Below are 21,646 nucleotides of genomic sequence, written 5' to 3' on the forward strand. Positions count from 1 at the left end.
ATGCCCTCGGCGCGGGCGCCGTTGGCCATGATCAGGGCCGGGTAGATCCCCTCCAGGGATCCCTTGGAGACGACGTCCGAGTTCAGCAGCACCTGCTTGTTGTTCGGGTGCCGGACTGACCATCACGGCGTCTGACGCGACATCGTCCTCGTCGAGCGCCGCAGCAACCGCCATCACCTGACCTGTGAGAGAAGGACGCTCTGGCAGGCGTCCGGCACGGTCAGGGGCGGGCCGATGCACTCTCGGGCAGGCGCGCGCGCAGGGTCGCGGCGAAATCCTCGGCGCGGGAAAGCTGGACGCGCAGCTTTTCCACCTGCTCCGCCGCGGTCCGCTCGTATCCGCGCACGCGCTCCACAAGCTCTTCGCGCTCGTCGGCGTCCAGGTCGGCGCCGGTGTCGAGGCGGTCGGTGGCGTCCAGCAGGTCGCGCATCTGGTCCAGGGTGAAGCCGAGCGGTTTCATCCGGCGGATGACCATGAGGCGGGCGACGTCGTTGTTGGTGTAGAGGCGAAAGCCGCCTTGGGATCGGGCAGATGGGGTGACGAGACCGGTCTCCTCGTAGTGCCGGATGGTGCGCAGGGACAACTCGGTGCGCGCGGCGACCTCGCCGATCTGCATGTGCTTGCCGTCCACGTCCCTGCGCCTGGCCTTCCGTCAGGTGGTGCCTCCTGAGCGGCCCGCCGACGTCTACTCTAACGTTAGGGTAGAGTTGCTGGCGGCGAGGGCGGCGTGCTGCTGTCTCACTGTTGCCGTGTCGGGGCCGATGCCGCCCCCGGCGAAGTTCCGATTCTTGCAGGAGAGACGCGTGCGCGAGCCCATGACGCCCGGCGCCGCCGCCTGCCCGCCGTGACGCTTAGCCCCCGGATGTGAGCCCCGGCCCGGCCGCCCCGGCCTGCTCCGTCCCCCTCTGATCTTCCGGCTCCGTACCGATGGAGCCGTCCGCGGGGTGCCGCCCCGGCCCCTCCGCTCCTCCAGTACTTCCCCGGCCTGCCGCGCGGGGTGTGCCCGAGCACGACAGGTTCCCGAACTTTTGCCTTCCGCTACTGCAGTGTTCCCGGCCGCGCTCCTGCGCGGCATGAAGCCTGACTGGTTGACCGATCCGAAAGTCTGGCGCACCGAGGTCCTCGCGGGCCTGGTCGTCGCCCTGGCGCTGATCCCCGAGGCGATCTCGTTCTCGATCATCGCCGGTGTCGATCCCGCAATCGGGCTGTTTGCCTCATTCACTATGGCCGTGGTCATCTCCATCGTCGGCGGACGCCGGGCGATGATCTCCGCTGCGACCGGTGCCGTCGCCCTGGTCATCGCGCCGCTCAATCGCGAGCACGGGTTCGGCTACCTGGTCGCCGCCGTCATCCTCGCCGGCGTCTTCCAGGTCGCCCTCGGTGCGCTCGGAGTGGCGAAGCTGATGCGGTTCATCCCCCGCTCGGTGATGGTCGGCTTCGTCAACTCTCTCGCGATCCTGATCTTCATGGCCCAGGTGCCGGAAATGCGGAACGTGCCCTGGGCCGTGTATCCGCTGATCATCGGCGGCCTGGCGCTGATGGTGTTCTTCCCGAAGGTCACCACCGTGATCCCGGCCCCGCTGGTCTCCATCGTGATCCTGACCGTGATCACCGTCGGCGCGGCCATCGCGGTGCCGACCGTCGGTGACAAGGGCGAGCTCCCCTCGTCCCTCCCGGTGCCGGGCCTGCCGGACGTGCCGTTCACCCTCGACACCCTGACGACGATCGCCCCGTACGCGTTCGCGATGGCGCTGGTCGGCCTGATGGAGTCGCTGATGACCGCGAAGCTCGTCGACGACATCACCGACACCCACTCCAACAAGACCCGCGAGTCGATCGGTCAGGGCATCGCCAACATCGTGACCGGCTTCTTCGGCGGCATGGGCGGCTGTGCGATGATCGGCCAGACGATGATCAACGTCAAGGTCTCCGGCGCCCGCACCCGCGTCTCGACCTTCCTCGCCGGCGCGTTCCTGATGGTGCTGTGCATCGTCTTCGGCCCGGTCGTCTCCGACATCCCCATGGCCGCCCTGGTCGCTGTCATGGTGATGGTGTCGTTCGCTACCTTCGACTGGCACTCCATCGCCCCCAAGACCCTCAAGCGCATGCCCGACGGCGAGATCACCGTCATGATCATCACCGTCGCGGCCGTCGTGGCCACCCACAACCTCGCCATCGGCGTCGTCGTCGGCTCGATCACGGCCATGGTCGTCTTCGCCAAGCGTGTCGCCCACCTCGCCGAGGTCACCGCCGTCACCGACCCCGACGGCACAAGCGTCGTGTACCGGGTCACCGGCGAGCTGTTCTTCGCCTCCTCCAACGACCTCGTCGGCCAGTTCGACTACGCGGGCGATCCGAAGAAGGTCGTCATCGACCTGTCGGCCGCGCACATCTGGGACGCGTCCTCCGTCGCGGCCCTGGACGCAGTCGAGACCAAGTACGCCCAGCGCGGCAAGAGCGTCGAGATCACGGGCCTGAACGACCCAAGCGCCCAGTTGCACGGCAAGCTCAGCGGTGAACTCGCGGCCAGTCACTGACACACCGACAACCCCGTCGGGCCGGCGCCCACCCTTGGGGTGGGCGCCGGCCCGCGGTCGTTGCAGGGCACCGGCTAGCCGCGCAGAAGGTGTGCGATCTCGCCGGCAGCGTCTCTGGCCGAGCGTCCCACACCGATCAGGGTGGCCGACGCCGGACCGGTCCAGTCCCCGTAGCCGAGCAGGTGCAGCCGCGGTTCGCCGATGGCGCGCGTGCCGTCGGTAGGGATGTGCCCGCGCGCACCGCGCAGGTTCAGCGGGGCGAGGTGGGAGAGAGCCGGGCGGAAGCCGGTGCACCAAATGACCGCGTCCACGCCTGCCCGACGGCCGTCGGCTGACTCCACGCCGTCGGCGTGGAACCGGGTGAACATGGGCCGCGCAGTGAGCAGGCCGCGGTCGCGGGCCTCGCGTACAGGCGGGACGGCGACGATGTCGCCGAGCGAGGCGACACCACCGGTGTCGGTGCGGCCTTCGTCCAGGGCACGTCGGCGGGCGGTGGCGACGTCGAAGAGAGCGCGGCCGTCGATGTCGTCGGCGAGGAAGCGCGGCGGGCGCTGGGTCACCCACGTCACGTCCACGTCGCTGTCCAGGGCGAGGTCGGCGGCGATCTGGGCGCCCGAGTTGCCGCCACCGACCACGATCACCCGCTGACCGGCGAAAACCTGCGGACGCCGGTACTGCACCGTATGCAGCTGCACCCCTTCGAAGTCCCGGCGACCGGGAACGGCGGGGAGGAAGGGACGCCACCAGGTGCCGGTCGCGCTGATCACGGCTCGGGCGTGCCAGGACTCGGAGTCGGTCTCCACGCGCAGGAGTTCGCGCTCCCGGTGCACGCCAAGCACGCGCACCGGACGCTGCACGGGCAGTTCGTAGCGCTTTTCGTAGTCGCCCAGGTACGCCACGACGTGCTCGGCGTCCGGGTACTCCTCTCCTGGCTGCGGCGGCATGAGCCTGCCGGGCAGGGAGGAGAAGCCCGCCGGGGAGAAAAGGTGCAGCGAGTCCCAGGTGTGCTGCCAGGCACCGCCCGGCGTGGACTGGGCGTCGAGGATGACGAAGTCCACCCCCAGGCGGCGCAGATGGTAGCCGGCGGCGAGCCCGGACTGCCCGCCACCGATGATCACCACCTGGGTGTGCCGGTCCCCCGTCACGAGGTGCGGATGGCGCTGGCGGTCTGCGGGCAGCACGCCGCATGAGCGCGGTGAGCGGCGGCACAGTTGCCGCACAGCAGCCGCCGCACCGGCGGCTCGGTGGCCACCGGGCGGGAGACCGGCTTCGTGTAGGTCAGGAACTGCTCGAAAACCTCTGAGTGGACCGGGCAGACGGCGGCTCTGCACTGGGCGCAGACGCCTACCGCGGCGACCTGCGCTCCAAGGCCGGAGCAGTCCAGACAGTGCATCAGCCCTCCTGGGTGACCGGAGCAGGCTGCCGGCCGGCGCTGAACCTGCGCCGCCAGGCCAGCGAGACGTAGACGAGGGCGACCAGGACGGGCACCTCGATGAGTGGGCCGACCACGCCGGACAGGGCCTGGCCGGAGGTGACGCCGAAGGTGGCGATGGCGACCGCGATCGCCAGCTCGAAGTTGTTGCCGGCCGCGGTGAAAGCGAGCGTGGCGGTGCGGTCGTATGCCAGGCCGATGGCCTTGCCGAGGGCGAAGACGCCGAACCACATCACCGCGAAGTACACCAGCAGGGGCAGTGCGATCCGGGCCACGTCCAGCGGCTGTGAGGTGATCGTCTTTCCCTGGAGGGCGAAGAGGACGACGATCGTGAAGAGCAGGCCGTACAGCGCCCAGGGGCCGATCTTGGGGAGGAAGCGGCTCTCGTACTGCTCGCGGCCGAGCTTCTTCTCGCCAATGCGGCGGGTGAGGAAGCCGGCCAGCAGCGGGATGCCGAGGAAGATGACGACGTTGAGGGCGATCTTCCCCATGGAGATGTCCAGGTGCCGGCCGTCGCCCAGGCCCAGCCAGTTGGGCAGCAGGTCGAGGTAGAACCAGCCCAGCAGGCCGAACGCCAGGACCTGGAAGACGGAGTTCAGCGCGACGAGGACCGCGGCGGCCTCGCGGTCTCCGCAGGCCAGGTCGTTCCAGATGATGACCATGGCGATGCAGCGGGCCAGACCGACGATGATCAGGCCTGTACGGTACTCCGGCAGGTCCGGCAGAAAGATCCACGCCAGGGCGAACATCACCGCGGGACCGACGATCCAGTTGATGATCAGCGAGGAGACCATCAGCTTCTTGTCGCCGGTGACGGCGTCAAGCTTGTCGTAGCGGACCTTGGCCAGGACCGGGTACATCATGATCAGCAGGCCGACGGCGATCGGCAGGGAGATGCCGCCGATCTCGACCTTGGCCAGGGCGTCGTTCAGGCCGGGGATGAGCCGGCCGAGACCCAGGCCGACGGCCATGGCAGCGAGGATCCAGACGGCGAGGAAACGGTCGAGCGTCGACAGCTTCGCGACGACCGAGGACTCCTCGGTGGTGGTCGTGGGTGCTTCGGTGCGGGTCACGGGCAGGCCCTCTTGTTGTCGGCGGCGTTACGAGCGGACTCGGCCAGGTCGGCGAACTGACCGGCGAGAGAGGCGATGACGTCCGGGCGCACCTTGTAGTACGTGTACCGCCCGCACGGCTCCGTCTCGACGACCCCGGCCTCGCGCAGCACTCTCAGGTGGTTGGAGAGGTTGGTCTGCCGGGCGCCGGTCTCCTCCACCAGGTGGGTGGTGCACAGCGTCTCCTTGGCCAGGAGGGTCACGATCTGGAGCCTGAGCGGGTCGGCCAGCACCCGGATCAGGTCAGTGTCGACTGACGTCATCATGGACTGATACTTTCATATCAGTGGTGGCTGACACCACCGGGCGCTGATGTGATCCCGTGCCCCGCCTTTGCTGCCGAGACAAGAGAGATCTCTGATGTCCGACAAGCCCTCCGTGCTGTTCGTCTGTGTCCACAACGCCGGCCGTTCCCAGATGGCCGCCGCCTGGCTGACTCACCTGGCCGGGGACCGTGTCGAGGTCCGCTCCGCCGGCTCCAACCCAGGCGCGAACGTCAACCCGGCCGCCGTTCAGGCCATGACCGAGGTCGGCATCGACATTTCCGCCGAAGTCCCGAAGATGCTCACCGTCGACGCGGTCAAGGAGTCGGACGTCTGCATCACCATGGGCTGCGGCGACACCTGCCCCGTCTTCCCCGGCAAGCGGTACCTGGACTGGCAGCTCGAGGACCCGGCGGGCCAGGGCGTCGAGGCCGTGCGCCCGATCCGGGACGAGATCAAGGCACTGGTCGAAGGCCTGATCAAGGAGATCGCCCCGGAGCAGACGGCATGAGCATCCCCTCGATCCCCGCTCAGGGCGGACCCGCTGAGGACGTGCGGAACGTCATCGTCATCGGCTCGGGTCCCGCCGGGTACACCGCCGCGCTCTACACCGCGCGCGCCCAGCTCAAGCCGCTGGTTTTCGGCGGCGCGATCTTCGTCGGCGGCGCGCTGACCACGACGACCGAGGTCGAGAACTTCCCCGGTTTCCCCGAGGGCATCGACGGCCCGGACCTCATGCTCAACATGCGCGCCCAGGCCGAGAGGTTCGGTGCCGAGATGGTCGACGACGACGTTGTCGCCGTCGACCTCGCCGGGGAGGTCAAGACCGTCACCGACACCGCGGGCACCGTCCACCGGGCGCGCACGGTGATCGTCGCGACCGGGTCCGGCTACCGCAAGCTCGGCCTGCCCAAGGAGGAGGAGCTGTCGGGCCGGGGCGTGTCGTGGTGCGCGACCTGCGACGGCTTCTTCTTCCGCGACCGCGACATCGTCGTGGTCGGCGGCGGCGACACCGCGATGGAAGAGGCGACCTTCCTCACCCGCTTCGCGCGCTCCGTCACCGTCGTCCATCGCCGCTCCACCCTGCGAGCCTCGCAGGTGATGCAGAACCGCGCCTTCGCCGACGACAAGATCTCCTTCGCGTTCGACAGCGAGATCGCGGCGATCAAAGAAGAGGACGGCAAGCTCGCCGGCGTCGTCCTGCGCGATGTCGTCACCGACGAGACACGCGACCTCGACGCGACCGGCCTGTTCATCGCGATCGGCCACGATCCACGCACCGAACTGTTCAAGGGCCAGCTCGCCCTGGACGACGAGGGCTACCTGAAGGTGGACGCCCCCTCCACCCGGACGAACATCCCCGGCGTCTTCGGAGCCGGCGACGTCGTCGACCACACTTACCGTCAGGCCATCACCGCCGCCGCTTCCGGCTGCCAGGCCGCCCTGGACGCCGAGCGATACCTGGCCGCCCTCGCCCACGAAAGGCCCACGGAGCCGGAAAAAGATCCGGCTGCCGTCTGACCCCTGCCCGCGCCCACAGTCGTACGGGCTGTATGAGAGGAGGCCGCCATGGCCCTCAAGAGCGTGACGGACGACTCCTTCGATCAGGACGTCCTCAAGAACGACAAGCCGGTCCTGGTCGACTTCTGGGCCGCATGGTGCGGCCCGTGCCGGCAGCTCGCCCCCTCCCTGGAGGCGATTGCCGCCGAACACGGCGACAAGATCGAAATCGTCAAGCTCAACATCGACGAGAACCCGTCCACCGCCGCCCAGTACGGCGTGATGTCCATCCCGACGATGAACGTCTACAAGAACGGTGAGGTCGTGCAGACCATCGTGGGCGCCAAGCCCAGGGCGGCCTTGGAACGCGACCTCGTCGACCACCTCGGCTAGCCCCCCCCGGCGGGAACTCCGGGCGCCTCCGCCGGCCTGCCCACACACCCCGACTGGCCGCGGTCCCTGACGGGGCGGAGGCACACGCAGTCCGCCGTGCTGCCCGAAGCGCTGTTCGTGTGAACCGAGAACGCGGGACGCTCCCAGTTGGCCGCTGCGCTGTTGCGGCACCGGGCGGGGGCGGGATCCGTGTGGTGAGCCTCGATTCCGAGCCGGTCGATGAGATCGCACCCGTGGTACTGCGGCTGCTGGCCGAGCACGGGCTTGGACCGGTGGTGAAGGCCTGCGGCGTGTGAACGTCACCGGCACAGAGTTCGGGTGCCTTCCAATCTCATGAACAACTGACGTAGCTCGTGAGCAACGCCGGCCACACGGTTCCAGCCCTGACGGCACGAACAGCACGACAGCCCCCGCGAGACCCGCCACGACCGCGGCCCGCCGACAGCGGTGACGTGCGAAGAACCACGGAGCCAGTCCCGTGCCGATCACAGGTGCGACGGACAACTGCGGCTTGTCGAGGGTGGCGAGCAAGACGGCGATCACGAGTGCCGCTCCACCCCAGGGGACGGCCGCTTCGCTTGTGCCGCCCGGCCGAGGCAACCGGGGCCCGGCGGCGCGCCCGCCGCTGGACTACGTACGCAACCGTGATCGAACAGATGAGAAGCGGAGTGACAACCAAGTAGGTCACGGCCGTCAACCACGCCAGTTCCTTGCCAACCAGCATCACCCCCATCCTGACAGCCGTACCGAGCCCCAGCAGCACGTAGCCGAGCCCCCAGGCGCGTACCACCCACACAGGCCCTCGAACGGCTTCGGAAGCCTGCGCGGCCGCAGCACAGCCAGCCCTCCGAAACTTGGACAGTCCAGCCCCGCGACAGCCATGACCACTGCTCCGGCCGTGCCCCACGCATCGGTCTGGATCCCGAGCGTCCGCGCCTCGCCTTCTCACGTCACGCGGACTCCAACGTCAGGGCCGCCCCGGTTCAGCATGATGGCCGTGCGGGCACGACACATCATCTGCAGGGCATGGCAGAGCGCAGGTGCGGCTGTTTTCCGGCACCCGGCAAAGTCGCTGCCTGAAGTGAACGAAGCCAGTCGAGCAGACTCTCGTCGAGAATCACGGTTCGGCGACGGCGGTACGACGATCAGCCCCGGGTGGCCCGCGGCCGCCGGAGCAGCTACACCGCCCTGGTCGCTGTACCGGTCCGTCCAGGGGGCGGGGCTGCGGTCGCCGTCTCAGGAGGAGACCGGGGACGCGAGGAGTTCGCGTACCTGGGCAGGGGTGGGGACGCGGCCGGCGACGAGGACCTTCTCGTCGACAACGAGGGCAGGGGTGGACATGACGCCGTAGCCGGCGATGGCCGCGTAGTCGGTGACTTTCTCGATCCGTGCGTCGAGGCCGAGGGCCGTGACGGCCTCGCGGGTGACGCGTTCGAGGGTGACGCAGTTGGTGCAGCCGGGGCCGAGCACTTTGATGATCACGACGAGATCCTTCCGTTCCGGATTCTGTTCGGGCTTGGGTTGGGGCTGGGGATTCAGGCGAGGAGCGCGTTGAACAGGTAGCCGACGGCGACGATGCCGGTGCCGACGACGGCGATGAACGAGACCAGCAGCCGGGGTTTCAGGACGCGGCGCAGCAAGATCATCTCGGGCAGGGAGAGGGCGACGACGCTCATCATGAAGGCGAGCAGGGTTCCCATGGGCAGGCCCTTGTCGTGCAGGGCCTGGACCAGCGGCATGATGCCGGCGGCGTTGGAGTACAACGGGATGCCGATGACGACGGCGATCAGGACGCCGAAGACGTTGCCGGATCCGGCGTAGGTGGTGAAGAAGTCCTCCGGCGCCCAGCCGTGGATGACCGCGCCGAGGCCGATACCCACCAGCAGATAGGGCCAGATCTTGCGGAAGATGGTGGCGACCTCTTCGGCGCCCATCTGGATGCGCTCGCCGAAGGTGAGGCCGGCGGTGGAGTCGATGGCCTGCCCGCCGAGCTTGGTCTCGAACACGAACGGCTCGACCCAGCGCTGCACGCCGAGCCGGCCCAGGGTCCAGCCGGCGACGGTGGCCACGGTCAGGCCGGCACCGATGTAGAGGGCGGTGATCTGCCATCCGAAGAGGCTGAAGAGCATGCCGATGGCGATCTCGTTGACCAGCGGGCTGGCGATCAGGAAGCTCAGCGTCACCCCGATCGGAACGCCGGCGGCGACGAACCCGATGAACGCGGGCACGGCGCTGCACGAGCAGAACGGGGTGATCACACCCAGCCCGGCCGCCATGACGTTGCCGACGCCCTCGCGCCTGCCGCCGAGAAGCGCGCGGGTGCGTTCCACGCTGGCGTAGGAGCGCAGCACCGTGACCACGAAGATGATCCCGGTGAGCAGCAGGCCGATCTTGACGGTGTCGTACACGAAGAAGTGGACGGTCTCGGTCAGCCGTGCTGTCGACGCCATCCCGGCCGCGTCGTAGAGCAGACGGTCCCAGATCCATCCGTTCACCCAGTACGCGCCGGCCCACACGGCGGCCGTGGCGGACAGGGCCAGCCACCGGCCCCGGGGCGTCTCCGGCAACCGCTCGGCGATGCTCATGGCCGCGCCTCCCGGCTGTTCGGGGCCCCGGGAAGCGCGGCATGAAGGCGCTCCAGGGCATCGGAGGCCAGGGCGTAGTCGATCCACCGGCCCCGGCGGCTGGTGGTGACCAGTCCGGCTTCCCGCAGCACCTTGAGGTGGTAGCTGAGCAGGTTCGCAGGGATCGGCACATGCTCCTGCAGATTGCACACACACGACGGCTGCGCGGCCAACTGCTGCAGCACCGCCCAGCGGACCGGGTCGGCCGCTACCTGCAGCAGCGACACCGACGCGTCCGCGCCGGACGTCCTGGCGGGCGACACCCCTTTCACCTCAACCTGAATTGAATCAACCATGATTGAAACGTAGCTCGGCCGAGCCACTGGGCGAATCGGCCACCTGTCCTGGGCAGGACCGCCGAACGGCCCCATTTCACGGGCCATTCGGCCCCGGGCCGCGGCCCCGGGCTGCGGCACCTGCCCGGGCGGCGGCGCGAGCATCGAGGCAGTCGCCCGCTTCGGCCCGGACCGCGGTGCAGTTCGCGCACGAACGCCGACGGGCCGTCGTCCCCATTCTCCAAGCGGGTGTCATCGCCTGCGGGTTTCGGTATCCAGGGCAGAGGGCTGGTCGGCCGCGCTGGGGCTGTCCAGCAGGCCGCCACCCCAGCCCGTTCTGGAACCGAGTCGGAGGCCGTTGCCGCCCAGAAACCGGTCCAGAGCCCAGAACGCATTCGCCGCAGGCCGCCACCGGTGCGCCACGCCAGAACAATAGTAGGACTCCGTTGGTCTGTCTGGATCTTGGAGTCATGGGCGGCCTGGCGGGCAGGGCTTGGTGGCATGTGCTGCAGACGCCGGTCCAGCACCTCAGGATGCCCTGGAGGGCTTCGAGGGACTGGCCGGGCGGACCCTCACGGCGGCGAAGCGGGAACGTAACTCTCCTCGGGAGGCGTTGCGCCAGGTGAGAGAGGTGAATGCCTTCTGCCCGAGACTGGCGGCCAAGGCGGCCACCGACGGTGCGGCCTGCCGGTATCGCGGGCGGGGCCAGGATCCGACGGGCCCGTTGCGCGCCGGGGCCACGGGCTGTGCCTCGAAGGGGTGGGCGCTGACATCCGAGCGGATGGCCAGGACGTAGGCCAGTCCACGCTCGGACAGCGCGGTCCGCAGGTGGGCGTTGGTGCCGTAGGCCGCATCGGCCACCACGACCGGCGGCTTCATGCCCCAGCTGTCCAGGGTGTCGAGCATGTCCAGAGCCAGCCGCCACTTCACGCGGTGCGTGACCTCGGGCGGAACACGGGTGACGGCCCGGCGGCTGGTGTCCGACGCCCATTCCCCGGGCAGGAACAGCCGCCACTGCAGCGGGCAGGAAGCCGTGTCGGTCGCAGCATGGACACTGACCGCGACCTGGCAGTTCGCCCGTTTGCCCAACGCTCCCCAGTACTGCGGAGCCACGGCGACCGACATCTGTCCGTCCTCGGGCACCGACACATCGTCGATCACCCAGGCCGCCGGCCGGATGAGCGGCACCATCCGCTCAACGATCCGCCGTTGCACCGGTACCGGATCCCACGTCGACTGGTTCACGAACTGCTACAGGTTCTGCTCGTTGCCGTCCGGCAGCCGCGCAGCCATCGCCTGGATCGACTTACGGCGACCGTCCAGCATCAATCCCCGCAGATATCAGTCGCCCTTGGCGCGCTGATCCTTGCGCGACACCGACGCGAACACATCAGCCACGTACAACGCCAACTTGGCCCGGACACGGTTCACTTCATGTGCGTCCACACGTCCGACATGCTCGTGATCAGCACTGATAGGAAGACCTAACGGAGTCCTAATAGGACAGCCGTCTGAAAGGGTCCACGCAGAGGCGACAGCCCCGCCAGACCATCAGGTGGGGTGGAACGAGCCGAGCGCGCGGTACACGAGCCGCCAAAGCCGACCCCGCAGGTGCGGACACAGGGGTCCCGTGGCAGGGAAGCCCGTCTTCGCCTCCTGGGCCATCGCCGCGAAGAAGGTCCGTCCCTGGCCCGACGGTCCGGGTCACCGGTGCGAAGGTGAAGAGTGGTCCTGCCGCCGTGCCGGTGAGCCAGCAGGCCGCCGGGCGGGCCTCATCTCCGGTCTCGTACTGGCCGCACTCGTGGCCACCGCCGGTCCGCTCGCCGCCCGCATCCCGCTGCCCGTCATCGGCGCCCTGGTCGCCGTCATCGGCTGCAAACTCATCGCTGCCCGGGCCCAGGACATCCGCCGCATCCTGAACTCCGGCCGGGTTCCCACCGCAGTGCTGCTGGTGACCTTCCTGGCCGCCACCCAGACACCACTGGACCAGGCCCTGCTCGTCGCACTGGCCGCGTCCCTACTGGCCCGGCTGGCCGCCCCCATCCGCTCCCGCGTTCGGAACACGGTCGGCGCGTTCAGCCGCCCCTGAGCCCCGCTCGCCCGGCGGTGGCGCCCGGCGCATCGTCCCCCACCCCGTCCTACCCCGCACGAAGACGTCTGTCCGCAGCATCGGCCGCACGGTCAGTTTGGCCAGGACGGACCGCTTCGCCGCCGGGACCACCGCCCTCACGGTCGGCTTGCTCATCCAGCGGCTACTGCCCGGCCGTCCGGCCCCACCGCCCCTTCCGGCGACGCGCTCTGATCGCCGGCCGTCCCTGTCACGAGCCGACACCGACCACACGGCAGCCACAGCGGCCCGCCTCGGGCCGCCCATGTGATGCTTCCATGTCACGCGTCACAGCTTCGGCTGCGACGCTGCGGAATCCGTGCGGGGGCTCAACCATGCCGAGACGATCGCGACCGCCGAGGCTGCCACCAGGATGGCGGCGGCCGCCCGGGCCCCGGCCTGCGACCCGCCGCCGCCCGCCAGGTGCAGAGCGAGTGTCACCAGGGCCACGCCCAGAGCCGTACCCAGACCGCGTGTCATGTTGACGAGGCCACCGCCGGTACCTGAGGACCGGGCCGGTATCGCCCCCATGATCATGGCGTTGTTGGCCGGAGTGAACATCCCCAGCCCCAGTCCCGTCACAGCCAGTACCGGCACCAGCCAGGCGACGGTCAGCGGGACGATCAGCAGGACGGCCGGCGCGAGCATGAAGACCGCGGCGCCCGCCATGCACCGCATGCGGTCCGCAAGTCCAGGCGGCACGAGCCGGTCGCCGCCGGTCGCGGCAAGCGCGAAGCCGGTCGGCAGTGCCGTCAGCACCAACCCGGAGGTCAGCTCGGACGTGCCCCGAGCGGTGAGAACGACCGGCACGAGCACGAGCGGCCCGAACAGGACCAGATACCCGCTCAGCGCCCCGACCAGCCCGAACGCCACCGCCCGCACCCTCAGCAGGGCGAGATCCAGCAGCGGCGTCTGCGCCCGCCGCTGCCGCCGGACGAACCCCCAGCCCGCCACGGCCGCCACGACGAACAGCACGGCCACCCCCCACCCCGGCACCGCGAGACCGGATGCCGCGGAGACTCCCATCAGGGCGCTTGTGGTCGCCACCGCCATCAGCGCGAGCCCCGCCCAGTCGAAGCGGGCGACACGCGTCCGTGCCCGGGTGCGCGGCAACAAGTAGTGTCCGCCGACCAGCGCCATCACCCCGATGGGCACATTCACGCCGAACACCCAGCGCCAGCCCAGCGTCGACACCAGAATCCCGCCCACTGTAGGTCCCAGCGCGAGCCCGAGTGCCTGGGCGGCGGCCTGCACCCCCAGCGCGGTGCGCATCCGCTCCCGCGGCGCACTGGTCGTCACCAGCGCCACACTGTTGGCCTGCATCAAGGCCGCTCCCGCCGCCTGCACCACCCGGAACGCGACAAGCGCGGAGAGGGAGCGGGCGAGGCCGCAGGCGGCGGAGGCCAGGGTGAAGACGGCGAAGCCGTACAGATACAGGAGCTTGCGACCGTGCGCGTCCGACAGCCGGCCGACGGGCACCAGCAGTGCCACCAGGGTGAGCAGATAGGCCAGCGAGACCCACTCCACCGCCGCCAGCGAAGTGTGGAACTCGGCGCGCAGGCTGCCGTAGGTCAGCGTCACGATGCTGGCGTCCAGCTGACCCATGAACGCGCCGAAGCAGACCGTGCCCACGGCCAGCCACCACGCATTGGGCCGTGACCTCACCCCTTCGGGGCGGGGCCGCTCCGCGGTGAGCAGCGTGGACCAGCGCCTCTTGGACAAGTGCGGACTTATGCGAGTGTCCATACTTCAATATTATATCGGTCACCGAAATATTCTGCCACCGTGCCATCTGGCGTTCTCGTCAGCCCGCCCGCGCTGACGAATGACGGAGTCGAGGGCCGGCGATAGCGCTGCCGAGGGTTCTTCGGGAGGGTGACGACCCCTGCCCTCCGGGTTGTCGCCCGGCTTCGCCCACAGCTCTGAGGGATCCCCGTGTCGCGTTGTCCAGCCCTCGCCTCTTCGTGGCAGCCGGGCTCCGGCCGCGTCCGCGTCCCCGTGCCCACCACCTTGTGGCGAAACAGCCGCCGCAGTGCGCCGCTTTGAGGCAGCCGGCCGTATGCCGAACCACCCGCTGCCGGTCACGTCCAAAAGCCAGTGAATCCGCAGCGGGACGCGGTCGAGTCCGATGGACATGGCCGGGCCGCCGGCTGTCCCGCTCACTGACCGCACACGAGCCGCTCCGCCGCCGAAGGGCGAGAGCGGTCGCCGTTCCGGCGGAGGACCTGGCCCGCCCCCCGCCATCGGCCTGCTGATGCCTGCGACGTGGTCTTCCACCACTACGGCGGCCGCATCACCGGTGCCGGCCCTCGCGCCGGGCACGATGCTCGCCCTCACCGAACGCGACGCCCTGCGCGGGCGGTCAGCTCGTACGCACCCTGGGTCGTCGGCTCAAGCGAGGTCCGGGCCGGGGCTGCGTGTGCCGGTGGCGGGCGGCGTGAGCGAGCGGCTTGGGCTGACGTCGAACACGTAGCCCAGGCCCCGGACGGTGCGAAGTCGGGTCCGCAGGGCGGGGTCGGCGGCGGCGAGGTGTTCGCGTACGCGTTTGATGTGGACTTCGAGGGTCTTGGTGCCGTCGGGGTGTCCGGGTGCCCAGCAGGTGTCCAGGAGCTGGCGGCGGGTCAGGACGCGTCCCGCGTTGTCCATGAGCGTCGCCAGCAGCAGGAATTCCTTGAGCGGGATGTGCATGACCTCGCCGGCGATGCGCAGTTGCCTGCCGTCGAGGTCGAGTTCCACAGACCCGACGGTCAGCAGGCGCAGCCGCCCCTGCGTGCTGGGAGGGACGACGACGTAGGGGCCGTGGTCTGTGGGGGCGTCGGGGCCGCTGCCGGTCGGTGCCATGCGAGCCTCCTGTTCGGTTGGGCGGGAAGTGGGCGCGGTCTCAGGCGCGACCGGGTCTCTTCCACCAGGCGATCAGGCGGGCGGCGAGGTTGAGCAGCATGATGATCAGGATGAGGGTCAGCGCGCCGGCCCAGGCCCGGTCGACGGCGGGGGCGTAGGGCTGTGTGGCCTCGTTGTAGATGAACGCGGGGAGCGATCCCTGGGCACCGCTGAAGGGGCTGAAGTTGATGGAGGAGGTGAAGCCGACGACGAGCAGGACGGGGGCGGTCTCGCCCATGACACGGGCGATGCCGAGCATGATGCCGGTGACCATGCCGGGCAGTGCGGTGGGTACGACCACGCGCATGATCGTCCGCCGGCGGGGCGCTCCCAGGGCATAGGCGGCTTCGCGCAGCGAGTCGGGGACGAGTTTGAGCATCTCCTCGCAGGAGCGGATGACCATGGGGAGCATGAGGATCACCAGGGCGAGGGAGCCGGCGAAGCCGGAGTCCTGGAAGCCGAAGGTCAGGATCCACAGGGAGAGGATGAACAGGCCGGCGACGATCGAGGGCAGGCCCATCATCACGTCCACGGTGAAGGTGACCATCCGGGCGAGAGCGCCGCGACCGTATTCGACGAGGTAGATGGCGACGAAGAGGCCGAGGGGTACGGCGATCAGGGTGGCGATGCCGGCCTGTTCCAGGGTGCCGAGGATGGCGTGGTAGGCGCCGCCGCCCGGGTCGGATTCGGCGATGTTGCGCATGGAGTTGTTCAGGAACATGCCGTCGAACCGTTTGGCTCCGTTGCCGATCACCAGCCACAGGATGGACGCCAGCGGCAGCACGGCCGCGACGAAGGCGAGTGCGGCCAGCAGTTGGGCGGCGCGGTCGCGTATCCGGCGTCCGATCGATGTACCCGTGTCCGGGACCAGGACGGGGCTCGGGCGGCGCTCCGGGTGCTGGGTGGTGTGTGGTTCAGCGTCCAGCAGGTCGTGGAGTTCACCAGAAGCCGTGTCGGCGGCGGGCGCGGCGTGCGGTGGCGGAGTGTCGGTGCGGCGGTACTGGGCCGCGATGCCGCGGCGGGCGATCCAGCGGGCGAGGTAGTTCATCAGCAGCGTCATGACGAACAGCACCAGGCCCGAGGCGATCAGGGCGCCGCGGCCGGTGCCGAAGGCGTTCTTGAACTGGATGGCGATGTTGGCGGCGATGGTGTTGCCGCCGGGGTCGAGGAAGCGGCTGAAGAAGGTCTGGGTCTGCGACAACACCATCGCCACGGCGATGGTCTCGCCCAGCGCCCGGCCGAAACCGAGGACGATGGCGCTGATCACGCCGGACCGCGCGTGGGGCAGGACGGCCAGCCGGATCATCTCCCAGCGGGTGGCGCCCAGGGCGTAGGCGGCCTCCTGAGTCTCGTGAGGGGTCTGGAGGAACACCTCCCGCGACAGGGCCGCGATGATCGGCAGGATCATGATGGCCAGCACGATGCCGGCCGCGAACACCGAGCGCGGGGCGGGCGAGCCGTCGTAGGAGAAGATGGGGATCCAGCCCAGGACGGCGTCCACTAGCCTGGATACGCCGCCCATGTGCGGGACGAGGAAGATGATCCCCCACAGGCCGTAGACCACCGACGGCACGGCCGCCAGCAGGTCGACGATGTAGCCGAGTGCCTGGGCCAGGCGCCTGGGGGCGTACTGGGTGATGAACAGGGCGGTTCCGATGGCGACCGGTGCCCCGATGACCAGTGCGAACAGGGAGGTCACCAGGGTGCCCCAGGCCACCAGTCCGACACCCCACACCGAGGGATCCTCGTCGGGACTCCACGCGAACGAGGTGAGGAAGTTCGCCTGATCGGCGGTGATGGCGTGCAGGGCCTGGGTGACCAGGAAGGCGGCTATCGCGCCCATCAGTGCCAGCAGGAACGCCGCCGCCCCGGTCGCCGCCCCGTGGAAGGCCGCGTCACCGCGCTGGACGCCTCGGCGCCGTGTCGGCCGGCCGGACGAGGAGGGCCCTGCGGGGCGGGGGCGCCCCTGTCCAGCGCCGGACGGATCGGCCGCGGTCGGCGACGTGCCGCTCATAGTTCTCCAGTCAGTGCCGGTACGGGTGTTCGTTGGCGGGTGGGGGCGAGGTTCGCGCCGGCCGGCCCGGCTGCCGCCCAAGGCAGTGGGGCGGCAGCCGGAGTCGAGGAAATCGTCAGCTCAGGGACTTCACCGAGGACTGGACCAGCGCCTGGATGTTCTTGGGCAGCTGGACGTAGCCGGCGTCCGGCAGTTCGCCCTGCGCGGTGTCCCCGGCGCCGTAGCTCAAAAAGCCCTTGATAAGGGGCAGTTGCGAGGAGGAGTTGCCCTTGGCGCACGCGATCTCGTACGTCACGAGGACCGCGGGGTAGGCGCTGGGGTCGGAGTAGCCGTAGTCGAAGGCCAGTTGCAGGTCGGCACCGCTCTGCTGGGTCTTGGCCTTGGCGATGAACGCGGACGCGTTCGCCGTGGTGGCTTCGACGAACTGCCCCTTCGCGTTGCCCACCTTCGCCGTGGGCAGGCTGTTGGCCTTGGCGTAGGAGATCTCGGCGTAGCCGATGCCGCCCGCGGTGGTCTTGACCGCCTGAGCGACGCCGGAGCTGCCGTTCTGGCCCTGGCCCCCGCTGCCCGGCCACTGCTTGTTCGCCTTGGCGGGGAAGTCGGCCGGGTCGGTCTGGTTCAGGTAGTTGGAGAAGTTGTACGAGGTACCGGACTTGTCCGCCCGGTGGAACGTGGTGATCTTCGTACCCGGCAGCTTCACGCCCGGGTTGTCCTTCTTGATCGCCGCATCGTTCCAGGTCGTGATCTTCCCGTTGAAGATCTTCGCGAGCGTCTGCGCCGACAGGTTCAGCGGAGCACTGACGCCGGAGACGTTGTACATCACGGCGATCGCGCCAGGCACGAGCGGAATGTTGATCGCCTTGTTGCCGCTGCCGCACCGCGCGTCGGCCTTGGGCTGGTCGTCCGCCGTCAGGGGGAAGTCGGAACCGGCGAAGTCGACCTGCTTCTGTTCGAACGCGGTCACACCCGCGCCGGAGCCACTGGGGTTGTAGTTGACCGTCGCCCCGGAGCAGGCGCCCTGGTAGTCCTTGGTCCACTTCGATATCGCGTTGGCCTGCGCGCTGGAGCCAGCCAGCGTCAGCGTGCCCGAACCGCACGAAACGCCGGATGCCGACGAGGACGACGCCCCGCTCGCGCTGGACGAGGCCGACGAGCCCGCGTCGTTGTTGTCATTCCCGCACGCAGAGAGCGTGGCCGTCGCGAGCAGACCGACACCCGCCGCAAGCGCAAACCGCTGGAGCTTCACCGCAATTGTCCTTTCCTGGGCAAACCGGTTCCCCTGGGGGCAGGTCCCGCTGCCGGATTCGTGAGCCTGTCAAGCGCAGGCACCGGCGAAGTTAGGAGCGTGCGGTGAAACACAAGGCGAACACAGGTGAACGGGCCGTGCATCGGCGGCAAATCTATTCGGACACCGATATATTTGGGCCGCGACATGTTCGCACAGCCACTTGTTCGGCGTCCGTATCACTCTCGGTGAGGACCGGGAAACGAGACGGAAGAGAGCGACACACGCCACGACCGTCGGCCCGCGGCCGTCGGAGAACCCGGAGACGCACCAGGATGACGAGCACCGCCGCCGCGACGCACCACGATCGCCTTCGCCGGCGGACCGAACTACCGCTCATAGCCGTCGTCTACGCCCTCTACTCCGGCGTTCGCCTCCTCGTCGGCGGCAACGCGGGCGACGCCATGAGGCACGGGGCCGACATCCTGCGCTACGAACAACTGGTGCACCTGGACCCCGAGCACTGGTTCAACCGGCTCCTGACGAGGCACGCCTTCCTCGGGGTACCCGCCGACTTCGCATACGCCTCGCTGCACTACCTGGTGACGCCCGCCATCCTGGTGTGGCTGTGGTGGCGCCATCCGACGCACTATCGAACAGCCCGGACCTGGCTGCTCATCTCCACCCTGATCGGCCTGGTCGGCTTCACCTTGCTGCCCACCGCCCCGCCACGACTGATGCCCGGCGGTTACGCATTCGTCGACACCATGGCGCAGTACGGCTCCTACGGCTGGTGGGGTGCCGCCGCGAGCGCTCCGCGCGGCATGGGGTCTCTCACCAACCAGTACGCGGCCATGCCGAGTCTGCATGTCGGCTGGGCGCTGTGGTGCGGACTCATGCTCGTCCGCTTCGGACGACGCCGGCCGGTGCGCGTCCTCGGGGCGATCTACCCGGTGGTGACCGTCCTGGTGGTGCTGGGCACCGCCAACCACTACCTGATGGATACCGTTGCCGGGGTCCTGGTGATGGGAATCGGCCGTGCACTTGCCCAGCCCGTGCTACGTGTCGCCGACGCGCTGTCCCCACGCCGGCGTACGGACAGGCGGGGAGCGAATATCCCGGACACGGAGGCGGTGACTCCCGATGTTCTGGTGCCTCGCCAGAACCATCCACAGACCGGCCGGTCGCCTCGGCCCGAGCGGTCCGGCTGAGCAGCGCGGACACGACCGGGCCAGGTCGAAGGCGGAGCGGCACCCAAGGGGGCTACTCGGCGTCGGTGCCCTTCGCGGTCCGCCGCGGGCTGAGCCAGGCCGCCAGCAGCATCACCCCGGCAGCGATCAGCAGCACCCTCGCCGCGCTGTGGGCCGCCGGTGCCACACTCCCGGCCGGAGCGAGATGCAGGGCCAAAGTGACCAGCGCGACACCCAGCGCCGTACCCAGGCTCCTCGTCATGTTCACCAGGCCGCCGCCTGTACCGGCGGCGGCCACCGGGAACGCACGCATGATCAAGGTGTTGTTCGCCGGAGTGAACAGGCCCAGGCCCACGCCGAGCAGCGCCAAGAGCAGCGCCGTGCCTCCGGCAGCCACGGGCACCAGCGCCATGGACACCAGCACACCGACGGCGATGACCGCGCCCAGCAAGCACCGGCCGCGATCGGTGACCGAGCGCGGCAGCAGCCGTTCCGCACCGGTGGCGGCCAGGGCGAATCCGGCCGGCAGCGCGCTGACCACCAAGCCGGTCAGAACCTCCGAGCAGCCCGCGCGCACCAGCACGATCGGCACCAGCACCAGCGGGCCGAAGAGAACCAGGTAGCCGCAGAGCGCGCCGATCAGTCCAGGTGAGACGGCTGGAAGGCGCAACAGTCCCAGATCGAGCAGCGGCACCCGTGCCCGGCGCTGCCGCAGGACGAACGCGAGTCCCGCCGCCACGGCCGCGGCGAACAGCCCGGCCACCGCCCACGGCGGCAAGGGCAGGCCTGATGCCGCGGACACGCCCAGCAGCAGCGACGTCGTCGCGATCGCCAGCCATGCGAGCCCCCACCAGTCGAACTCGGACACCGGGTTGCGGCTGCGGGTACGCGGCAGCAGGAAGTGGCCGGCCACCAGGGCGACCACGCCTATCGGCACGTTGATGCCGAACACCCACCGCCAGCCCACGGTGGCCACCAGTGCCGCGCCCACCGTGGGCCCGAGCGCCAGCCCGAGCGCCTGGGCCGCGGCCTGCACCCCGAGCGCCGTACGCATCCTCTCCGGCGGCGCGCTCGTGGCCACCAGAGCCACGCTGTTCGCCTGGAGCATCGCCGCACCGACCGCCTGCACCACCCGGAAACCGATCAGAGCACCCAGCGACGGAGCCAGCCCGCAGGCCGCCGAAGCAGCGGTGAAGGCCACGAACCCGTAGAGGTAGAAGAGCTTGCGTCCGCGCGCGTCGGCCAGCCGCCCGACCGGCACCAGCAGCGCCACCAGCGTCAGCAGGTACGCCAGCGAGACCCACTCCACACCTGCCAGCGGAGCGTCGAACTGCACCCGAAGGCTGTGGTAGGTGAGCGTGACGATACTGGCGTCGAGCTGCCCCATGAACGCGCCGAAACACACCGTGGCCACCGCGAACCACCAGGCGTCGGGACGGTTACGGATCGCCTTCGGACGGGGGCGCTCCCGCACCAGCACCGCCGACCACCCGACTTGGGCCTTCTCCCCCGTCGTCCGCGTGGCATGCCCGCTCACAGATCCTCCTCGGCGTCCCGACCGCGGCGGGCAGGTGGTGCGCCGCTCCGACCCCCAAAGGTTACATCGGCAACAGAAATATTCTGTGACCGGCGGGAAAAGACTGAGCGTACCTGCAGGGACGGAATGCCTCACGACCGGAGCCGACGACATGTCTCGCAGAAGCCGGCCGAGGGCGGACAGCGACCGAAAGGAAAGTCGGTCCGCCGATCAGCGACAGCTCCTCAGGGGCAGCCCGCCGACGAGGACTCCGGTGGTCTCCCCCTCGAAAATCCGACGCCGCCGAAGGGCAGCCACCTGCACCGACGGTCCGCCCATCGACTGCAACGACGACCTCGCCACGTCCGCCCTGACAAGCACGACGCCCGACAGCCATCCCCCTCCCCCAAGGCAGGCATCATGGGCCGCGGACGACCAGTCTCCCGTCAGGCCGCGGCCGCGGTCACTCCAGGTCCGCGCCCTCGGCCGGCTCTCCGAGGTGTTCGGCAAGCTGGAAGAGGGCGGGCAGGGCATTCGCGATGGCCTCGCGCTCACTGTCATGGAGGGCGGCGAGGGCA

General features: G+C 69.5%; 19 protein-coding genes and 2 pseudogenes. 6 read left to right on the plus strand and 15 right to left on the minus strand.

Features of this window, described 5'->3' with window-relative positions:
* Positions 1-220 precede the first annotated feature (220 nt).
* Positions 221-631, minus strand: a complete 411-nt coding sequence (locus LQ326_RS44985) for a MerR family transcriptional regulator (protein ID WP_234544945.1) — start codon at positions 629-631, stop codon at positions 221-223.
* Between the two features lie 415 nt (positions 632-1,046).
* Between LQ326_RS44985 and LQ326_RS44990 the strand changes: the two genes are divergently transcribed.
* Positions 1,047-2,537, plus strand: coding sequence for a SulP family inorganic anion transporter (locus tag LQ326_RS44990; protein WP_234544946.1), 1,491 nt, complete (start codon positions 1,047-1,049; stop codon positions 2,535-2,537).
* A 74-nt stretch (positions 2,538-2,611) separates the two neighbouring features.
* On the opposite strand, the gene LQ326_RS44995 is transcribed toward LQ326_RS44990, so the two are convergent.
* The 4 genes from LQ326_RS44995 to LQ326_RS45010 are packed head-to-tail and all read right to left on the minus strand — an operon-like array spanning position 2,612 to position 5,347.
* Complete coding sequence (locus LQ326_RS44995) at positions 2,612-3,682, minus strand: ArsO family NAD(P)H-dependent flavin-containing monooxygenase (protein ID WP_234545004.1); 1,071 nt, start codon at positions 3,680-3,682, stop codon at positions 2,612-2,614.
* A complete protein-coding gene (locus LQ326_RS45000; protein WP_234544948.1) occupies positions 3,679-3,930 on the minus strand; it encodes a DUF2180 family protein in 252 nt (83 codons plus the stop codon). Before LQ326_RS45000 ends, LQ326_RS44995 begins: the two co-directional genes overlap by 4 nt.
* Complete coding sequence (arsB, locus tag LQ326_RS45005; protein ID WP_234544950.1) at positions 3,930-5,042, minus strand: ACR3 family arsenite efflux transporter; 1,113 nt, start codon at positions 5,040-5,042, stop codon at positions 3,930-3,932. Before arsB ends, LQ326_RS45000 begins: the two co-directional genes overlap by 1 nt.
* Positions 5,039-5,347 carry an ArsR/SmtB family transcription factor gene (locus LQ326_RS45010; RefSeq protein WP_234544957.1) on the minus strand — a complete coding sequence of 103 codons (309 nt, stop codon included), beginning with the start codon at positions 5,345-5,347 and terminating at the stop codon, positions 5,039-5,041. Before LQ326_RS45010 ends, arsB begins: the two co-directional genes overlap by 4 nt.
* Positions 5,348-5,441: 94 nt before the next feature.
* Between LQ326_RS45010 and LQ326_RS45015 the strand changes: the two genes are divergently transcribed.
* The 3 genes from LQ326_RS45015 to trxA are packed head-to-tail and all read left to right on the plus strand — an operon-like array spanning position 5,442 to position 7,237.
* Complete coding sequence (locus LQ326_RS45015; protein WP_234544966.1) at positions 5,442-5,855, plus strand: arsenate reductase ArsC; 414 nt, start codon at positions 5,442-5,444, stop codon at positions 5,853-5,855.
* Positions 5,852-6,865 (plus strand): thioredoxin-disulfide reductase, encoded by a 1,014-nt coding sequence (trxB, locus tag LQ326_RS45020; RefSeq protein WP_234544967.1) that lies wholly within the window; start codon positions 5,852-5,854, stop codon positions 6,863-6,865. The genes LQ326_RS45015 and trxB overlap by 4 nt, the downstream gene beginning before the upstream one ends.
* A gap of 48 nt (positions 6,866-6,913) precedes the next feature.
* Positions 6,914-7,237, plus strand: coding sequence for a thioredoxin (trxA, locus tag LQ326_RS45025; RefSeq protein ID WP_234544974.1), 324 nt, complete (start codon positions 6,914-6,916; stop codon positions 7,235-7,237).
* A gap of 1,236 nt (positions 7,238-8,473) precedes the next feature.
* Here the strand turns inward: trxA and LQ326_RS45030 are convergent.
* The 4 genes and pseudogenes from LQ326_RS45030 to LQ326_RS45045 form a co-directional block, all read right to left on the minus strand.
* Complete coding sequence (locus LQ326_RS45030) at positions 8,474-8,719, minus strand: thioredoxin family protein (RefSeq protein ID WP_234544975.1); 246 nt, start codon at positions 8,717-8,719, stop codon at positions 8,474-8,476.
* Between the two features lie 53 nt (positions 8,720-8,772).
* Complete coding sequence (locus LQ326_RS45035; protein WP_234544978.1) at positions 8,773-9,822, minus strand: permease; 1,050 nt, start codon at positions 9,820-9,822, stop codon at positions 8,773-8,775.
* Positions 9,819-10,157 carry an ArsR/SmtB family transcription factor gene (locus LQ326_RS45040; protein ID WP_234544986.1) on the minus strand — a complete coding sequence of 113 codons (339 nt, stop codon included), beginning with the start codon at positions 10,155-10,157 and terminating at the stop codon, positions 9,819-9,821. The genes LQ326_RS45035 and LQ326_RS45040 overlap by 4 nt, the downstream gene beginning before the upstream one ends.
* A gap of 537 nt (positions 10,158-10,694) precedes the next feature.
* Positions 10,695-11,582: pseudogene (locus tag LQ326_RS45045) on the minus strand (IS701 family transposase); the annotation flags it as partial.
* A 184-nt stretch (positions 11,583-11,766) separates the two neighbouring features.
* Between LQ326_RS45045 and LQ326_RS45050 the strand changes: the two are divergent.
* Positions 11,767-12,225 carry a hypothetical protein gene (locus LQ326_RS45050; RefSeq protein WP_234544988.1) on the plus strand — a complete coding sequence of 153 codons (459 nt, stop codon included), beginning with the start codon at positions 11,767-11,769 and terminating at the stop codon, positions 12,223-12,225.
* A gap of 306 nt (positions 12,226-12,531) precedes the next feature.
* Here the strand turns inward: LQ326_RS45050 and LQ326_RS45055 are convergent, their stop codons facing one another.
* From LQ326_RS45055 to pstS, 5 genes and pseudogenes are all read right to left on the minus strand, one after another.
* Positions 12,532-13,989 (minus strand): MFS transporter, encoded by a 1,458-nt coding sequence (locus tag LQ326_RS45055; RefSeq protein WP_234544990.1) that lies wholly within the window; start codon positions 13,987-13,989, stop codon positions 12,532-12,534.
* Positions 13,990-14,634: 645 nt separating this feature from the next.
* Positions 14,635-15,084 (minus strand): winged helix-turn-helix domain-containing protein, encoded by a 450-nt coding sequence (locus tag LQ326_RS45060; protein WP_234544992.1) that lies wholly within the window; start codon positions 15,082-15,084, stop codon positions 14,635-14,637.
* A 40-nt stretch (positions 15,085-15,124) separates the two neighbouring features.
* Positions 15,125-16,150: a phosphate ABC transporter permease PstA gene (gene pstA, locus LQ326_RS49020; RefSeq protein ID WP_372497131.1), complete on the minus strand. Its 1,026-nt coding sequence runs from the start codon at positions 16,148-16,150 to the stop codon at positions 15,125-15,127.
* Positions 16,139-17,137 (minus strand): annotated as a pseudogene (gene pstC, locus LQ326_RS49025) (phosphate ABC transporter permease subunit PstC); the annotation flags it as partial. The gene pstA and the pseudogene pstC, both read right to left, overlap by 12 nt.
* A 115-nt stretch (positions 17,138-17,252) precedes the next feature.
* Positions 17,253-18,383: a phosphate ABC transporter substrate-binding protein PstS gene (gene pstS / locus LQ326_RS45075; protein ID WP_234544994.1), complete on the minus strand. Its 1,131-nt coding sequence runs from the start codon at positions 18,381-18,383 to the stop codon at positions 17,253-17,255.
* A gap of 314 nt (positions 18,384-18,697) precedes the next feature.
* On the opposite strand from pstS, the gene LQ326_RS45080 reads away from it, so the two are divergent.
* Positions 18,698-19,573, plus strand: a complete 876-nt coding sequence (locus tag LQ326_RS45080; RefSeq protein WP_234544996.1) for a phosphatase PAP2 family protein — start codon at positions 18,698-18,700, stop codon at positions 19,571-19,573.
* Positions 19,574-19,625: 52 nt separating this feature from the next.
* Here LQ326_RS45080 and LQ326_RS45085 read toward each other — a convergent pair whose 3' ends face one another.
* Positions 19,626-21,032, minus strand: a complete 1,407-nt coding sequence (locus LQ326_RS45085) for an MFS transporter (protein ID WP_234545005.1) — start codon at positions 21,030-21,032, stop codon at positions 19,626-19,628.
* Positions 21,033-21,646: the final 614 nt, after the last annotated feature.

Source organism: Streptomyces shenzhenensis, assembly GCF_021462265.1.
GTDB lineage: Bacteria > Actinomycetota > Actinomycetes > Streptomycetales > Streptomycetaceae > Streptomyces > Streptomyces shenzhenensis.